The organism is Longimicrobium sp., from assembly GCA_036377595.1.
GTDB lineage: Bacteria > Gemmatimonadota > Gemmatimonadetes > Longimicrobiales > Longimicrobiaceae > Longimicrobium.
The window spans coordinates 14,305-28,919 of sequence record DASUYB010000034.1 but is presented as its reverse complement, the minus strand read 5'-3'; the positions used below and the strand labels follow the sequence as shown (position 1 = coordinate 28,919).

13 protein-coding genes are annotated in these 14,615 nt (G+C 66.5%); 11 read left to right on the top strand and 2 right to left on the bottom strand.

Annotated elements, in window-relative coordinates:
• The first annotated feature begins 377 nt into the window (after window positions 1-377).
• Together VF092_05835 and VF092_05830 are read left to right on the top strand one after the other, a co-directional pair.
• Window positions 378-614 (top strand): hypothetical protein, encoded by a 237-nt coding sequence (locus tag VF092_05835; protein HEX6746799.1) that lies wholly within the window; start codon window positions 378-380, stop codon window positions 612-614.
• On the top strand, window positions 615-1,016 hold the full coding sequence (locus VF092_05830) for a type II toxin-antitoxin system VapC family toxin (protein ID HEX6746798.1): 402 nt from the start codon (window positions 615-617) through the stop codon (window positions 1,014-1,016).
• A 123-nt stretch (window positions 1,017-1,139) separates the two neighbouring features.
• On the opposite strand, the gene VF092_05825 is transcribed toward VF092_05830, so the two are convergent.
• A complete protein-coding gene (locus VF092_05825; protein ID HEX6746797.1) occupies window positions 1,140-3,053 on the bottom strand; it encodes a M1 family metallopeptidase in 1,914 nt (637 codons plus the stop codon).
• 476 nt (window positions 3,054-3,529) lie between these two features.
• Between VF092_05825 and VF092_05820 the strand changes: the two genes are divergently transcribed.
• From VF092_05820 to VF092_05800, 5 genes are all read left to right on the top strand, one after another.
• Window positions 3,530-3,835, top strand: coding sequence for a hypothetical protein (locus VF092_05820; GenBank protein ID HEX6746796.1), 306 nt, complete (start codon window positions 3,530-3,532; stop codon window positions 3,833-3,835).
• A 93-nt stretch (window positions 3,836-3,928) separates the two neighbouring features.
• Entirely contained in the window at window positions 3,929-4,162 is a 234-nt protein-coding gene (locus tag VF092_05815) for a hypothetical protein (GenBank protein ID HEX6746795.1), read from the top strand.
• A 115-nt stretch (window positions 4,163-4,277) separates the two neighbouring features.
• Window positions 4,278-4,511: a hypothetical protein gene (locus VF092_05810; protein HEX6746794.1), complete on the top strand. Its 234-nt coding sequence runs from the start codon at window positions 4,278-4,280 to the stop codon at window positions 4,509-4,511.
• A gap of 150 nt (window positions 4,512-4,661) precedes the next feature.
• The gene (locus VF092_05805; GenBank protein ID HEX6746793.1) at window positions 4,662-5,135 is read left to right on the top strand and encodes a DUF4126 family protein; all 474 of its coding nucleotides are present in this window, start codon (window positions 4,662-4,664) and stop codon (window positions 5,133-5,135) included.
• Window positions 5,136-5,335: 200 nt separating this feature from the next.
• On the top strand, window positions 5,336-7,771 hold the full coding sequence (locus VF092_05800; GenBank protein HEX6746792.1) for a toll/interleukin-1 receptor domain-containing protein: 2,436 nt from the start codon (window positions 5,336-5,338) through the stop codon (window positions 7,769-7,771).
• Window positions 7,772-7,806: 35 nt separating this feature from the next.
• On the opposite strand, the gene VF092_05795 is transcribed toward VF092_05800, so the two are convergent.
• Complete coding sequence (locus VF092_05795) at window positions 7,807-10,419, bottom strand: hypothetical protein (protein HEX6746791.1); 2,613 nt, start codon at window positions 10,417-10,419, stop codon at window positions 7,807-7,809.
• A gap of 373 nt (window positions 10,420-10,792) precedes the next feature.
• Between VF092_05795 and VF092_05790 the strand changes: the two genes are divergently transcribed.
• From VF092_05790 to VF092_05775, 4 genes are all read left to right on the top strand, one after another.
• Window positions 10,793-11,740, top strand: a complete 948-nt coding sequence (locus tag VF092_05790) for a hypothetical protein (protein HEX6746790.1) — start codon at window positions 10,793-10,795, stop codon at window positions 11,738-11,740.
• 160 nt (window positions 11,741-11,900) lie between these two features.
• On the top strand, window positions 11,901-12,089 hold the full coding sequence (locus VF092_05785; protein ID HEX6746789.1) for a hypothetical protein: 189 nt from the start codon (window positions 11,901-11,903) through the stop codon (window positions 12,087-12,089).
• Between the two features lie 128 nt (window positions 12,090-12,217).
• Window positions 12,218-13,765, top strand: a complete 1,548-nt coding sequence (locus VF092_05780; protein HEX6746788.1) for a histidine kinase — start codon at window positions 12,218-12,220, stop codon at window positions 13,763-13,765.
• Complete coding sequence (locus tag VF092_05775) at window positions 13,762-14,526, top strand: LytTR family DNA-binding domain-containing protein (GenBank protein HEX6746787.1); 765 nt, start codon at window positions 13,762-13,764, stop codon at window positions 14,524-14,526. The genes VF092_05780 and VF092_05775 overlap by 4 nt, the downstream gene beginning before the upstream one ends.
• Window positions 14,527-14,615: the final 89 nt, after the last annotated feature.

Genomic DNA, 14,615 nt, shown 5'->3' with positions numbered 1-14,615 from the left:
CATGCCTGTTGCTGAGTCAATGCACATCGAAAATCCGTGTACAACAGAAAATCGGTGAATCCAGTGTTTTGAGCGCGAAAAACCCAGGATTGGCGCCAATCCTGGGTCTCGCATGTAGCCGGAACTGTCGAACGCCTGCTGCAGTTTACTGCTGACTCTGCTAACTCTGCGTGAGACTTGCTGTTTTTCTGATTGATTATCTTGAGATCAGGACTGGAGCGTCGATGCAATCCCCGTCGAGATCCGCAGGCTGGTGGAGGAAGATGTCAACGCGCTCGCGTCCGCGTTCGACTTCACCAAGCGGCTTCGCGAGTGACATCCCGCTACTGCGGACGAGAGCATATATTCTCGAGGAACTTTGGAGCCGGAGTCAGATGATGCAGACAACACGCTTGTGGCGGCAGTTCGAAGCACTCAGCCCGGCGGCGCAGCGCCAGGCTGCCTCGTTCATCGCGTTCCTGAGTAGCAGGAGCAAGAGGCGCCGCACCGAGGATGCGGAGCCCCCTCGATCCTTGCGCGACGAACCCTTTGTCGGAATGTGGAAAGATCGCGAGGATCTCGTCGACAGCACGGAGTGGGTGCGGCGTCTGCGTGACGAGGAATGGGGCGTGTAGGTGGCTGGCCCCGTTCTCTTCGATACCGACGTCCTCGTCGATGTTGCGCGAGGTGTTCCCACTGCTCTGGACGTTGTCGAAGCAGCGTCCGATGAGCACATCCTGACGATCAGCACCATTACGCAGTTGGAGTTGATCGCTGGGTGCAGGAACAAAGCCGAGTTGCGAGAGGCCGACAGGTTCGTCCAGCGGTTCGCCATCCTCCCGCCCGGAGACGCGGCTTGCGAAGAAGCAGTCAAGCTTCTGCGCAGATTTCGGCTCAGCCACGGGCTGCAAATTACGGATGCGCTGATCGCCGCAACGGCGCTGACGGACGAACTCCCGCTCGTCTCCAAGAATCAGCGCGATTTCCGCTTCATCCCTGCCTTGCGGCTACTTCCGTATCCACCTCGGTTCAGCTAGGACAGGTCCGCACCGATCGTCATCGCGACGCTGATAAATGAAACGAATCGCGGAGCAGCCACCCGGCCGCTCCGCGATTCTTCATCTCCCGATCTCCATCCCCTGCGATTCCCTTGGTGACGGCTACCGCGTCGCGGCCCAGTGGTTGTCGGCGGGGTTGGCGTCCATCCAGATGCCGCCGTCCAGGTCGAGCGACTGGAGCGTCTTCGTGGTGGCGACCGTCACCGTCGCGCGGCGCGGGTCGGCCTGCCAGACGGCGGGGGTCTGGTGGACGGTCTGCGTGCTCCCGTCCGCGAAGCGCAGCCGCAGGTCGAACGGCGCCGCCATCCCCCCGACGTTGTTGACGACGACCGCGTAGCCGTTCGCCGTGCGCGTCGCGCCGCCGGCCGCCAGGTCGATGTAGTGGTTGGAGAAGAACCAGTTGCTCCAGAACCAGTCCAGGTTCCGCCCCGACGCGTCGTTGAAGGTGTTGAAGAAGTCCCACGGCGTGGGGTGCTTCCCGTGCCAGCGGTCCATGTACGCGTGCAGCGCGCGGCGGAAGACGTCGTCGCCCAGCAGGTCCTTCACCGCCAGGTAGCCCAGCGACGGCTTGCCGTAGGCGTTGTTGCCGTACGCCCGGTCCTTCAGCACGTCCTCGGGGGTGACAATGGGAAGGTCCTCCAGCGGCGACGGATCGCCGATCCATCCCTGCACGCGGAACTGGCGGTAGAACCCGTCCTCGCGCTCCTTCCCCATGTCGGCCACGCCGATCAGGTACTCGAACGTCGTGGCCCACCCCTCGTCCATGAAGCCGTAGCGCGTCTCGTTGATCCCCATCCAGAACGGCATGTACGTGTGGGCGATCTCGTGCTCGGCCACGAAGCGGCTGAAGGTGGTGTCGGGGAACGAGTTGTCGTTCACCATCATCGGGTACTCCATGTCGGCGGTGCCCAGCAAGATGGTGGACTTCTCGTACGGATACGGCACCCCAGGCCACTCGCGGCTCAGCCAGTCCAGCGCGTGCCGGCCGAACTGCACCATGTGCCGGAAGTCGGCCGCGCTGTCGGTGTATGCCGCCTGCACGCTGGCCCGCCGGCGCGTCCTCCCATCGACCACCACGCTGGCCGCGTCCCAGCGGTAGCGGTCGCTCAGGCCGAACGCCATGTCGGGCACATCGCGCGCGCGGAAGCGCCAGTCGTTCGTCTTCTGCTGCGTAACCCGCCGCGCCGCCACGTCTTCCGTCGTGGCGACGTGGATGGTGCTGTCGGACGTGAGCGAGGCCTGGTAGCGGCGCAGCGCCTCGGGCTGCAGCACCGTCTGCGGCTCGAGCAGCGTTCCCGTCCCCCAGACGATGAAGTTGGCGGGAACGCGGATGGTCACGTCGTAGTCGTTGAAGTCGCTGTAGAACTCCTGCTGGTCGGTGAAGTCCATGGTGTCCCACCCCTCGTAGTCGTCGTAGACGGCCACGCGCGGGTAGAAGTAGGCCAGGTACCACGTCGTTTCGGTCAGCATTCCCTCGCGCCCCGCCTCGCGCGAGATCTCGTAGTGCCAGTCGAACGCCAGCCGCACCGAGTCGTGCGGCAGCAGCGGCGCGGGAAGGCGCACCGGCCGCCAGGTGAAGAAGCGCGGATCGTTCTGCAGGGGCACCGCCGCGCCGTTCACCGCGAAGCGGTCGATCTGGATGCCGGGGGTGAGGTAGGCGTCGCTCGCGCCGCCGTTCCGGGGCGCGCCGGGGCGGTGGATGTTGAGGAAGAGCTTGACGACGACCGTCGAGAGCGTGTCGGGGCTGTTGTTGACGTACACGATCTGCTCGGTGCCGCGCACGGTGCGGTCGGGCGGCGCGGCGGTCACGGTGATGTCGTAGCGCGCGCGGTTCTGCCAGTAGCGCGGCCCCGGCCGCCCGTCGGGCGAGCGCGTGCCGTTCGCGTACGCCTGCCTCACCGTGCGTGGCATGTACAGCTGCGCGGCGGCCGGCCCGGCGATCCAGGGAGATGCGGCCAGGGCGAGCAGGCACACCTGCACGGCGAGCCGCCTTGCCGGGCGGAACGGCGGGTTCATCGTCACGAATTGCTCCTCGTTGTGGCGCGGATCCGGAAGCGGAGGCGACAAGGTCGCGCCGCAACGATACTCCGGCAACGCCCACGCGGGATCATCCGCGGTGCGAATCCACCGCCCGCGCGCACGAACCGTTCGTTCCCTGGCTTCGGCGGATTGTATCGGGGGGATGTGAAGCCGACCAGGCAGAGGCGCGCGCCAGAATCCCGCCCAACGTCAGGACAGGAACGGAGACTGATTGCTCTACCGCGGCGATCATCTCGTATCCTAGCTCCATTCCCGCCGTAAGCATCTCTCACCCCATCATCGCAGTGTTCCTGATCCCACGCGGGTGTTCTGAGGGAGATCATCAATCCCTTCAATTGTTTGTTCTTGTCGGCATACCTTTCCGGAATTAAAATTCGAGCACCGATCCGGGAGATAGGCTGCGGTGAAAACCGGATTCGGCTGCATCCGTCACCCCCACCGAAAGGCAAGAGATGCGGAAGCTGAGGCTGGATCCCCACCTGTTGCGCGTCGAGAGCTTCGACATGCGCGACGGCGGCCCGCTGCAGGGAACGGTGCACGGGCACTCGTATCCCATCCAGTGCGACCCGCCGTCGGACAGCATCGATCCGGCGTTCGACACCTGCCAGTACGCCACCTGCGCCGGCAGCACCTGCTGGCAGAGCTGCAACGGCACCTGCAACTGCGGCTCGGTTGGCTGCCAGCCCTGGTCGCAGGCCTACACCTACTGCGACAAGGACATGTCGTGCGTCGTGCAGTGTGACCCGATCACGCCCTGAGCCTGGTGCAACGCTCACCGCCCGGTGAGCCGCTCCGGCGCCGCATCTCCGCGGCGGCCGGGGCACCTCCACTCCCACCCCGGGGAGGCACTCATGAGCGCATCCACCGCACGCATCGGAAGGGTCCTGTTCGGAGCCGCCATCGCGACGGCGCTCAGCTCCGGCCTGGCCGCGGCCAGCGCCAGCGCGGCGCCCGCGGCCGCGGAAGGCCGGCACTGCTGGATCTACACCCACTCGTCGTCGTTGTGCAGGTACCACTGCGCCCAGAACAACGCCACGGCCTTCGATTACGATCCGGCGACGGGCTGCTGCACCTGCTTCTTCTGAGGCTGCTCGGCCGCGGAGCGACGAACGCAAGGGCTGCTACCCGCACGGGTCCAGGCGCTCCGGCGCCACATTTCGCGCCGGAGAAACCTCCAACACCCACCCCAGGGAGGCACTCATGAGCGCATCCACCACACGCATCGGAAGGATCCTCTTCGGAGCCGCCATCGCGTCGGCGCTCGGCTCCGGCCTGGCCGCGGCCAGCGCCAGCGCGGCGCCCGCGGCCGCGGAGGGCCGGCACTGCTGGACCTACACGCACTCGCAGTCGGCGTGCAGGTTCCACTGCTCGCAGACCACCGCCACCTCGTTCTCCTGGGATCCGACCACGGGCTGCTGCACCTGCATCTTCTGATCGCCGCCAGCCTGGCATCGCTCCCTCGGCAGCCGGCCCGTTCCTCGCCGGCTGCCGAGGCTCGTTTCGCGCCGTGCGGATCTCCCGGCGTCGTTCGTGCGTCGGCGTCGGTCAGGGGCGGTAGACGAGGATTTCAGCGGGAGGGGAACGATGGCGTCACTGGAGACGGCCGGCCGCGCGGCGGCGCTCGGCGTGGTGGCGGGGATGCGCAGCATGGCGGCGCCGGCCGCACTCAGCCGCCACCTGGTGCACGATCCCACGGTGCCGAACGGCGTGCTCGACGACCTGCTCTCGCGCCCGGCCGCGCCGCGCGTGCTGGGGCTCGCCTCGGCCGCCGAGCACCTGGCCGACAAGCTCCCGTTCGTCCCCGCGCGCACCGATCCCGGCCCGCTCGCCGGCCGCATCGCCGCGGGCGCGGTCTGCGGCTTCGTCATCGCCCGCCGCGCCGGCGAGTCCGCGGCGGTCGGCGCGCTGGTCGGCGCCCTCGCCGCCGCGGCCGGCACCTTCGCCTTCTACCACCTCCGCCGCGCGCTCACGACCGACGCCGGTCTCCCCGACCTCCCCGTCGCGCTGGCGGAGGACGTGGTGGCGGTGACGGTCGCGGAGGTAGCGCTCCGGGATTAATTGCCTGCGGCAAAGCCTTTTCGCATGGTTGCGTCTTGATGTGTGATTCTCTTGACCAGGGTCGCGCCACAAGGCTAGTCTTTCAGAGGAATTGACTGTCGGGGTCTGTTTGCGAGAGAGGCTGGCCGTATCTTCGCCAGACGAAGTCGGTCAGCTTCACTTTTCTATACCCAAGTGCAGACCTCAAATCGGCCGAGGCGATGCCGCTAAACATGAGTATGCGAATTCTCTGCAGCTATTCTCATCGCGATGAGCGGCTCCGGCAGGACTTAGAGGCGCATCTGGCAGTCTTGCATCGTTTGCTGCTGGTTCGAGAGATTTGGACGGATCGCCTGATCCTGCCAGGTCGTGATTGGCAAAGAGAGATTGATGAGAAACTAGCGGAGGCAGATTTAATCCTACTTCTTGTATCCGCACACTTCATTTCGTCAAACTACTGTTACTCGATTGAAATGCAAAAAGCATTAGATCGGCATAAGCGAGGGGAGGCTATTGTCATTCCAATAATTGCTCGTCCATGTGATTGGACCAGCACGCCTATCGGAACTCTTCAAGCCCTGCCTCAAAACGGGAAGCCAATTACGGAATGGAAGAATCGAGATGCGGGTTGGACAGATGTAGTGAAATCTATCCGTGAACTCATTCAGACATCATTTCTGTCGCCCCAAACTGTTGATGACCTTGCGGCGCAGCTCACGCCAACTGGAGCCAAGTCATCAACGGAACTCTCAGTAGAAGTGGTTGACTTACCAACCTCCGGAGATGCAGCCATGGGGCTGCCGGTCATGCATCCATCTCACTATTTGACCGTGGATTATGATTCTGGCTCGAAACAACGTTTTGTACGTCTCGAATCAGATATGTTACGGGTCCTTGGCGGTGTGCGCCCGACAGCAACCCTCTCCCCGATTTACCCCTATCGAGTCGATCCTCAAAGACTTAAAGCGCAATACGGTGCAGAAGGGGATTATTGGTTGCTCCTACTAGGCCCGATTAACCCTCATTTAGTGTACGGTATCGACGATCCGACACTCGACGTGTGGGTTACGATCGGAAGCTACAATATAATTCTCGGTATCGCGACACGCGAGCAAGCTGAAACGTTGGTAGAGTGGGCCCGGACCCGAATTGTGCGCTTCGAGATGTGGTTTGTTTCCGCAGGAATTCTTCAGAGCATGGCGGCGCCACCTCCACCTTTGCCTTGCGAGATTGATACTGAAATAGCAAATCCTGACAAGCAGAGGGAGAATCAGCAGCTTCTTCAAGAATTTCTGCTGTTGATCAAAGTGTCACTTGCCCGAGCTGCTGTCTCACTTCCCGATTTTGAACCTGATATAATCGCATGGTATGATGCTGTTGCACTGCACCTGAATTCGAATGCTGATTCTCGAGAATTGGCAACCTTAATTCGTGAAATTACATACGGATTGACACAGCTAAATCTACAGGCGCTCGGGCCTGTTGCAACATTTGGAAGCGGGGTCTTGGGGGTACAGTACTCGTTGTTAGGAACAGGGATCGCCAATATGGCGTTGAGAAAGCTGTATCGGTTTGCGGCCGACATTCTTCACACCGCTGCTATCCCGGAGTGTCTAGAGCAGTTAAGGCAAATGCCGAGCACGTACGTAGGTCGCCTTGAAAAAGAGTCTTGGGATAGTTCTGTGTGGCAAAAGGATTATCTTTCGGAACTGACGTCGCAATTAAATATTCCTGCAGAAGCCTACCTTCCTCTCATTCCGATTTTCGATAGCCGAAGGGGATACCAGAGCTCGCCCGTAATGATTTCTGCACCTCCTAGCTTCATTATTGGCTGTAACAGTTTTCTAGAGGCCCCCCTAACGATTTCTCACGAACTCGTTTACAACTTGGTCCGGGCTATCATCAGTGTTCTAATACCGGTTGATGAAACGGAATTTGCAGACGCGTTCATGCGACGCGTGAGGTCTGGTCCCCAAACCGCGTTTGATGCCGTTCAAGCGTATGTTTTTGATGCTCTCGTGCGGCTGGCGTTTTTTGATTCACCCTCTGACGAGCCTGAGCTATCGTTGAATGATATGCGTCAAATCTTGGGCGATTATCATTCAGAAGTCGAAGAGATATTTACTCACACTTTGGATTATTTATATTTTTACGGTCAGGACTCCGAAGCTTACGTCAAGACTTGTTGGTATGGTTGGACTCAGATCCCCAACATCGCACATCGTATTTATGATTATCTCTATCGCACCTTATCTGCGGTCATGGTATCTCACCTGCGCAGAGGAGTGGAAGCTCCGAGAATAGCCATCCAGCAGGTCAAGTTAATCTTGGCGAGTCATAACGATTTTGGAGATTCCGGCTATACGGAGCTTGCGTTGCAGTTACTTGAAAACGAGGCCCGGGTCTTGAAAGAACGTCTCCATGTAACACGCCGGCTTCTCCAGGTTTGCCAAACATTCCTTTATTCTCCTCAAGTTGCCGAGAAACTTGCACACGGGAGCCCATTCAGGTTTCTCTGGAGCTTCACAAGCGACAGTGTGCGGGCAGCGCCGACATCTGCGTGGCTGCTAAATCTACTTGCGTTCGATCAACATACGACTGAAAGAAGTCCTCTGGTAAAACATGATGACCCTGTGGCAGTGAACTGTCGCTCGTAACTCGTTACTTTGACTAAGGCCACCTATTCATCTCCTCAATATCTATCCAATTCCTGCTCCACCGTCGCCAGCCGCAGCTTCCAGCTCTCGATCGCCGTCCCCTGCGTGCGCAGCCGGCTGGCGAGGAAGGCGAGGCGGCGTGTCTCGCTGCACTCGCCGGCGAAGGGGGAGCTGCAGTTGATGCCGAAGCGCTGGGCCAGGTAGTACGGTGGCGTGGCCTGGTAGTACAGCGTCGCCCGCACGCTCGTGGCGCCGCGGACGCGGGTGAGCGGGATGCGGTAGACGAGCCGGTCGGCGCCCTGGCCGTTCCAGTAGTCGGCGTCGCGCGCGGCGGTGCCGTGGGGCTGCGTCTCGTGCCAGTACGGGCCCCCGCGCCGCCATCCGCGCGGCGGCAGCCGGTTCTCCTTCACCACGGTGTCGATCGCCAGGAAGCTGGTCGTCAGCCATCCCTCGGGGTCCAGCACACGCTCCTCGTAGATCTGCACCTGGTCTTCGCGCGTGATCGTCTCGTAGTGCGGCTGGTAGGTGCCGGCCGCGCCCGCGCGCGTGACGAACTCGGTGGGCAGCATCTCGTTCGTCGTCCCCCGCAGGATCACCCCGAGGTGGTTCGTCCGCCCGCTGGCCCACAGCGTGTCGCGCGCGCCGGTCACCACCATCTCCACGAACGCCCGCCGGAAGCCGACGCCGCTCGGCAGCCGGTGCCCCGCCAGGTTCTCCACCCGCACCGCGATCTCCAGCGAGTCGCGCACGCGCCGCACGCTCTCCACCCGCACGCGGGCCGACTGCTCGCGCGCCAGCGTCTGCGCGCTGAGGCCGGCGTTCACCAGCGGCTGCACGCCGGCGGAGTACATGTAGTCGGTGCTGCGGATTCCCAGCGTGTCGGGGAACTGCTGGAACATCGACAGCGTGAAGAGGTTGATCCCCATCAGCATGTGCCGGCTGAACGTGTCGCGCACCGCCACGGTGATGGCGCTGTCGCGGGCACGGTGGTCGGCCATGGGATAGGTGGGGTCCTCGATGATCGCGACCCGATACTTCAGCCGGTTGCCGCGGAAGTCCTGCGGCATGTGGCACGATTGGCAGGTGCGCGCGCTGTCGGCGTTGAACGGTGCCACCTCGTTCTGGAACGCGGAGTTCAGCCACTCGATGTACGTGGCCTGCTCGTAGCCGCCGCCGACCTGCTTCCCTTCCTTGTCGAACGCGGGGAGGACGACGGAGTGGCACGAGCCGCACAGTGCGCCCCGGCGGATCTGCGGCTGCGCGCGCGGGGTGATGCCGAGCGCCGTCTTCATCGGGTACTCGATCACGGTCTCGTACGGCCCGTTCACGTGCCCCGGCGGATCGACCCGGAAGCGGCCGGTGAAGCTGGCCGTGTCGCCCAGCGACTCGGCGCTGATCTGGTGGCAGCTCATGCAGCTGATGCCATCCCTCGCCAGCGCGCCGTACTTCGCGCCCGGCTGGCCGGGCGTGGCGTAGACCATGTCGTGGCGGAACATGGTCCCATCGATGGTGGCCTGGCGCTGGCCCATCACGCCGTGGCAGCGGTAGCAGGTGGTGTCGATGAAGGTGCGGTGCATGGGGAAGCGCGCCACCTCGCTCTCCCGCTGCGCGTGGAAGACGGGGTCGCGTCCCGCCAGTCCCATCAGCGACGCGCGCCACTCGCCGTAGGGGGAGAGGTTGAAGGTGTCGCGCCCGGTGGCCGTGATCAGCGCCATGTTGAAGGTGGACGCGCTGTGGCAGCCGGTGCACTGGTCGCTGGTGAGAAACTGCTCGGCCCCCTTCGGCCCCGGCACCACGTGATCGAATGTCTCCACCGGGAGCGCGGTCTTCGACGTCGGCGCGGCGAACTGCTGGGAGATGCGGTACAGCGCCAGGAACGCCGGATCGGGCGCGGCGAGCGGCTTCGGCAGCTCGTGGCGGCTGGTCTCGTTGGCCAGCTCCACCTGGCCGTGCACGGACAGCTCGTCGCGGCGGGGCGCGTGCGGCGTGGCGGCCGCGGTGGTGGTGAAGGTCTGGACGACGAAGGAGAGCGGGTCCTGCGCGGGGTCGACGTTGCGCACCGCGGCGAAGGTCAGCTCGCTCTCGGCCGAGGCATGGCAGCGCAGGCAGTAGAGGCCGAAGCCGGACGAGGGATAGTCGATCGGCCGCGAGGGGGGATCGTTCGGACCGTAGTAGCCCCAGTACCATCCGTCGAACGCGCCGGCGGAATCGCGCACCATCGTCGTCCATCCCTCCAGCTTTCCGCTGGCGGATGCGGGCGGGGTGTACATCTCCTTGACGATGATGGCGTTGTCCTGCATCCGTCCCTGCCGGTGGCGCACCGTCATCCACTCCCACGCGCGCGGCGAGTAGTAGACGCGCACCGCCGGGTGCGTGCCGAAGTTGCGCCCATCGATGAACGGCCCCGTGTCGCGGATCAGCCGGTCGTGCACCCACCCCTGGTAGCACCGGTCGCGCAGGAACTGGTTCAGCAGCGCCTCGTACGCCGGCTCGCTCATGGTGTGCGGGAGCGGGAGCGAGTCCGGGCACGCCGCGCGCGCCGGCGCGGCGAACGCGGTGGCCGAGCGCTCCGTCAGCGCCAGCACGGCGCAGAGGACGACCGCCGCGATGGTGGCGGCGGAAAGCTGCACTTCACGGCGACGGGTCATCGCGGGCAGGGAGATGGAGATGAGACGTGCCTGATCCGGCGGGGATGCTGCTGCAGTCGGTGGCGAAGGGATGCGTTCCCGGATGCGCGGAGTCAAGGAGCGCGGGCGCAGATGGCCGGGGATCGGGATTATCGGGACAATGCGACTCGATTGGGCGCGGTGATGCGATTCGGTTATCGCGACAATGCGACTCGATGCGTCGCGACAATGCGACTGAAGTCGCGGCTACAACTACACACAGTTCGCCTTCGCGGACTTCGATTCCGCGCACGCCTCGGCGACGGTGTGCCTTTCGTGAATCCATCGCGCGCCCAAGATTTCTCGTCGCCCGACCCGCGGTCTCCCGCCCACGCCGATCTCACCCGACGAGCCCATGTCCGATCCCCAGCCGACCGCGACACCACCCGCGCCGCCGCCATCATCGTCGTCGACCACTCCGTCCACGCCGCCCGCGCAGCCGGTGGAGAAGCCGCCCACGCTGCGGCTGCTGGAGGCCATCGCCGAGGCGGGGTGCCGCGACGGGGTGTGGATGTCGCCCACCCACTTCGCCGTGTGCAGCGGCGAGGGGGTGGGGCTGTATGACGTCTCGCAGGCGGAGCCGCGGCGCGCGCCGCTGGGCACCAGCGGCGACGTCACCGCGCTGGCGTACATCCCCGCCACGCGCACGCTGATTCTCGGCGACGAGAGCGGGCAGGTGCACTCGAAGGAGATGGGATCGGGGCGGTCCGGATTCCACGTGGGCCTGAACCGCGGCGCCATCACCCGGCTGGCCGCCGACGCGTCGGGACGGCGCATCGCCGCCGCGAGCGCCTCCGACGTCGCCGTCGTGGACCTGGTGACGAACGCCGAGTGGCATCTCCCCGAGCAGCGGCAGGCCGTGGCGTGGCTGGGCGACGGCGTGTTCGCTACCGTCGGCCGCGAGGCGCTCGAGGTGTGGTTCTGCGACACCCGCGACCGCGTGGCGACGCTGGCCGCCAACGTCGCGGCGGCGCGGACGCTGGAGTATCTCGCCGCGCCGGGGATGCTGTCCGCCGGGTTCGGCAACGGCGAGGTGGGGTTCTGGGCGATGCAGGACGACCCGCCCACGCAGCGCGGCGTGATCCGCGACCCCGGCGGCCTGTCCGGGCTGGCGATCAACCCCGACGGCAAGACGCTGGCGACCGGCTCGGCCGAGGGCGTGCGGCTGTGGAACGACTTCGCCGCGCCGCCGCCGGCCACCGACGCGGGCGGCGCCATCCGCGCGCTCCGTTACTCCGCCGACGGCACGCGGCTGGCCGCCGTCACCGACCACGGCCTCGCCATCTTCGCCGTCGAAATTTGAGTCATGGATTGAAGAAGCGACTCCGCCGCAGGGAAAGCGGAGTCGCTTCCTCATTCTGCAACACAGCGAAGGAACCCTCCTGCGGCGTGGTCCAAAGGGCGCGTGTTTTGCGTCGTGGCATCATCCCATCATCATCACCCCCTATCCCCCAGGAGGGAAGATGCAGACGCTGCAGAACATCCCCCGGAAGTCGCGGCTCGCGCTCGACGCGCTCGCGGTGGAGAGCTTCGAGGCGGGCAAGGTCCAGCTCGTGGCCCCGCCGACGCTGTTCACCGGCCGCGACTCGACCTGCCCGTGCTGCTCGGACCCGTTCACCTGCCCCTGCAGCTACCCCGGCTGCGAGGCGTGACGCCGGGCTGACCGGCGCACCGGCCGTCGAGGAATCCGCCCGCTCCCGCACCCTTGCCGGGAGCGGGCGGCGCGGGTGAGAATTGACCGGCAGCATCCCCTCCGCTTCCTCGATCCATCCCGCTCTCCGTGAAGCGAGCCGTCGCCATCGCCGCCGCCGTCGCACTCCTGGCCGCCGCCATCGCCGCAGGGGTTCGCTGGCACGTGCACGTGGCGGAAGCGGCGGCCACCCGCGGCTGGCTGGCGGCGCTGGACGCCAGCATCCGCAACGTGGAGCGGCGGGTCGAGAGCTGGAAGACGAACCACGAGCGCGAGACGGCGCTCGTCGCCGCGCTGGTGGCGCAGCCGTCCGGCGCGGACGCGGCGGCGCGGCTGGAGCGCGCGCGCCAGCTGCTGGGCGCCCGCGACCTCTGGGTGCTGGACTCCGCCGGCAGCGTCCGCGCGCATGCCGGTTCCGCGGCCGCGCCGCCCGCCGCGCCTGCATCCACTCGTCCTGCGCTGGAGTTCGTGGACGATGGGGATGGGGTGATGGTGGTGGCGACGGCGCCCGTCGCCGACGCGGGGGATGGACGGCCGGGGATGCTGGTGCGCGCGGGCCCGCTCGACCCCGTGCTGCGCCGGATCCTCCCGTTCCCCTACCGCGAATACCCGTCGTCCCAGCCGGTGAGCGTCTTCCGTTCTGGAGATCGTGCGGTGGCGCTCCGCCCGCTGCAGCGCGAGCCCGGCGGCCGCGACACCGTGCTGGTGGAGACCGCGCCGCTCGCGTCGGCGCCGCCGCTGTGGCGTGCCGCGCTCTCCGGCCGCGGCCGCGCAGGGACGTGGCCGGGCGAAGCGGGATCCGTCACGCTGGCCGCCGTCGTCTCGGCGCGCGACGGGAGCTTCGGCGTGGTGAGCGGCATCGACCGCGACGAGGCTCTGGCCGTGGCGCGCCACCGCGCACGGGCCGAATCGACCGTCATCACCCTCCTGCTCCTAGCGCTCGCCGGCGTGACGGCCGCGGGCGTGCAGGCCGCGCGCACCGCTCGCCGCCGCCGCGCCGCCGAGGCCGCCGCGCGCGAGATGGAGGCGCGGCTGGCGCGCGCCGAGCTGGAGGCGCTACGCGTGCAACTGCAGCCGCACTTCCTGTTCAACACGCTGAACACGGTGGCGGGCCTGGCGGACGCGGAGCCGGCGCTCGCGCGGTCGGTGGTCGAGCGGCTGAGCGCGCTGCTGCGCGCCGCCCTGCGCGCCACGGCCGAGACGGAGGTGGAGCTGGCGCGGGAGCTGGAGGTGCTGGACGACTACCTCGCCATCCAGCAGACGCGGTTCCGCGGCCGGCTGCACGCGTCCGTTGCCGCCGAGCCGGGGAGCGAGCGCGCGCTGGTGCCCAGCCTGATCCTGCAGCCGCTGGTGGAGAACGCGATCCGCCACGGCATCGCCCCGCGCGCGGCGCCGGGGCGGGTGGAGGTGACGGCGCGCGCGGACGGCGGCAGCCTGGTGCTGGAGGTGGCGGACGACGGCGTCGGATTGGCGGGCGAGCGGGCGGAGGGGACCGGCCTGGCCAACACGCGGGCGCGGCTGGACGCGCTCTACGCCGGCGGCCACCGCTTCACGCTGGAGCCGCGCGCGGCCGGCGGCACCATCGTGCGCCTGGAACTGCCGTTCCGCACGCGGCCGCGCGGGCAGGTGCGCGCATGACCCCGCTCCGCGCCCTGGTGGTGGACGACGAGCCGGCCGCGCGCCTGAACCTGCGGCGGCTGCTGGGCGAGGCGGGCGGCGTGGCCGTGGCGGGCGAGTGCGGCGACGGCGCGTCGGCGCTGGAGCGCATCCGCGCCGGCGGCGTGGACGTCATCTTCCTCGACATCGCCATGCCCGAGCTGGACGGGCTGGAGGTGGCGCGCGCGATCGACGCCGCCGACGCGCCCGACGTGGTGTTCGTGACCGCCTACGACGAGCACGCGCTGGCCGCGTTCGACGCGCACGCCGCCGCCTACCTGCTGAAGCCCGTGCGGGTGGAGAAGCTGGCCGCCGTGCTGGACCGGCTGCGCGTCCGCCGCGCGCGCCCGGGCGGCACCCCGGCGCTGGACGAGATCGTGCGCGCGGTCGAGGCGGCGCGCGCGGACCGCTACGCCACGCGCCTGGCGCTCCGCGGCGAGGGCCGCACGCGCTTCCTGGACACGGCCGAGGTCGACTGGATCGAGGCCGACGACGACGGTGTGCTCGTCCACGCCGGCGGGCGCGCGCACCCGCTGCGCGAGCGGATCTCGGAGCTCGAGGCGCGCCTCTCGCCGCGGGAGTTCGTCCGCGTGCACCGCTCGGCCATCGTCCGCATCGACCGCGTGCAGGAGATCCAGCCCTGGTTCCGCGGCGACCACCTGCTGATCCTCACCTCCGGCGCCCGCATCCGCAGCGGACGTACTTATCGCCAAGCCGTTCAGAGGCTTCTCGGGCACCACTGAATCCCGAGGGACTGTCATTCCGAGTCGTACACCGCGATGCGCGCGACCACGGGGGATGAAAGCCATAATCGCCTGCACCGCAACAACTT

Excerpts from the sequence above, each read along its gene's own strand:
- VF092_05835 (HEX6746799.1), top strand. The coding sequence starts at position 378 with ATGCAGACAACACGCTTGTGGCGGCAGTTCGAAGCACTCAGCCCGGCG.
- VF092_05825 (HEX6746797.1), bottom strand. The coding sequence starts at position 3,053 with ATGAACCCGCCGTTCCGCCCGGCAAGGCGGCTCGCCGTGCAGGTGTGC.
- VF092_05820 (HEX6746796.1), top strand. The coding sequence starts at position 3,530 with ATGCGGAAGCTGAGGCTGGATCCCCACCTGTTGCGCGTCGAGAGCTTC.
- VF092_05815 (HEX6746795.1), top strand. The coding sequence starts at position 3,929 with ATGAGCGCATCCACCGCACGCATCGGAAGGGTCCTGTTCGGAGCCGCC.
- VF092_05810 (HEX6746794.1), top strand. The coding sequence starts at position 4,278 with ATGAGCGCATCCACCACACGCATCGGAAGGATCCTCTTCGGAGCCGCC.
- VF092_05805 (HEX6746793.1), top strand. The coding sequence starts at position 4,662 with ATGGCGTCACTGGAGACGGCCGGCCGCGCGGCGGCGCTCGGCGTGGTG.
- VF092_05800 (HEX6746792.1), top strand. The coding sequence starts at position 5,336 with ATGCCGCTAAACATGAGTATGCGAATTCTCTGCAGCTATTCTCATCGC.
- VF092_05795 (HEX6746791.1), bottom strand. The coding sequence starts at position 10,419 with ATGACCCGTCGCCGTGAAGTGCAGCTTTCCGCCGCCACCATCGCGGCG.
- VF092_05790 (HEX6746790.1), top strand. The coding sequence starts at position 10,793 with ATGTCCGATCCCCAGCCGACCGCGACACCACCCGCGCCGCCGCCATCA.
- VF092_05785 (HEX6746789.1), top strand. The coding sequence starts at position 11,901 with ATGCAGACGCTGCAGAACATCCCCCGGAAGTCGCGGCTCGCGCTCGAC.
- VF092_05775 (HEX6746787.1), top strand. The coding sequence starts at position 13,762 with ATGACCCCGCTCCGCGCCCTGGTGGTGGACGACGAGCCGGCCGCGCGC.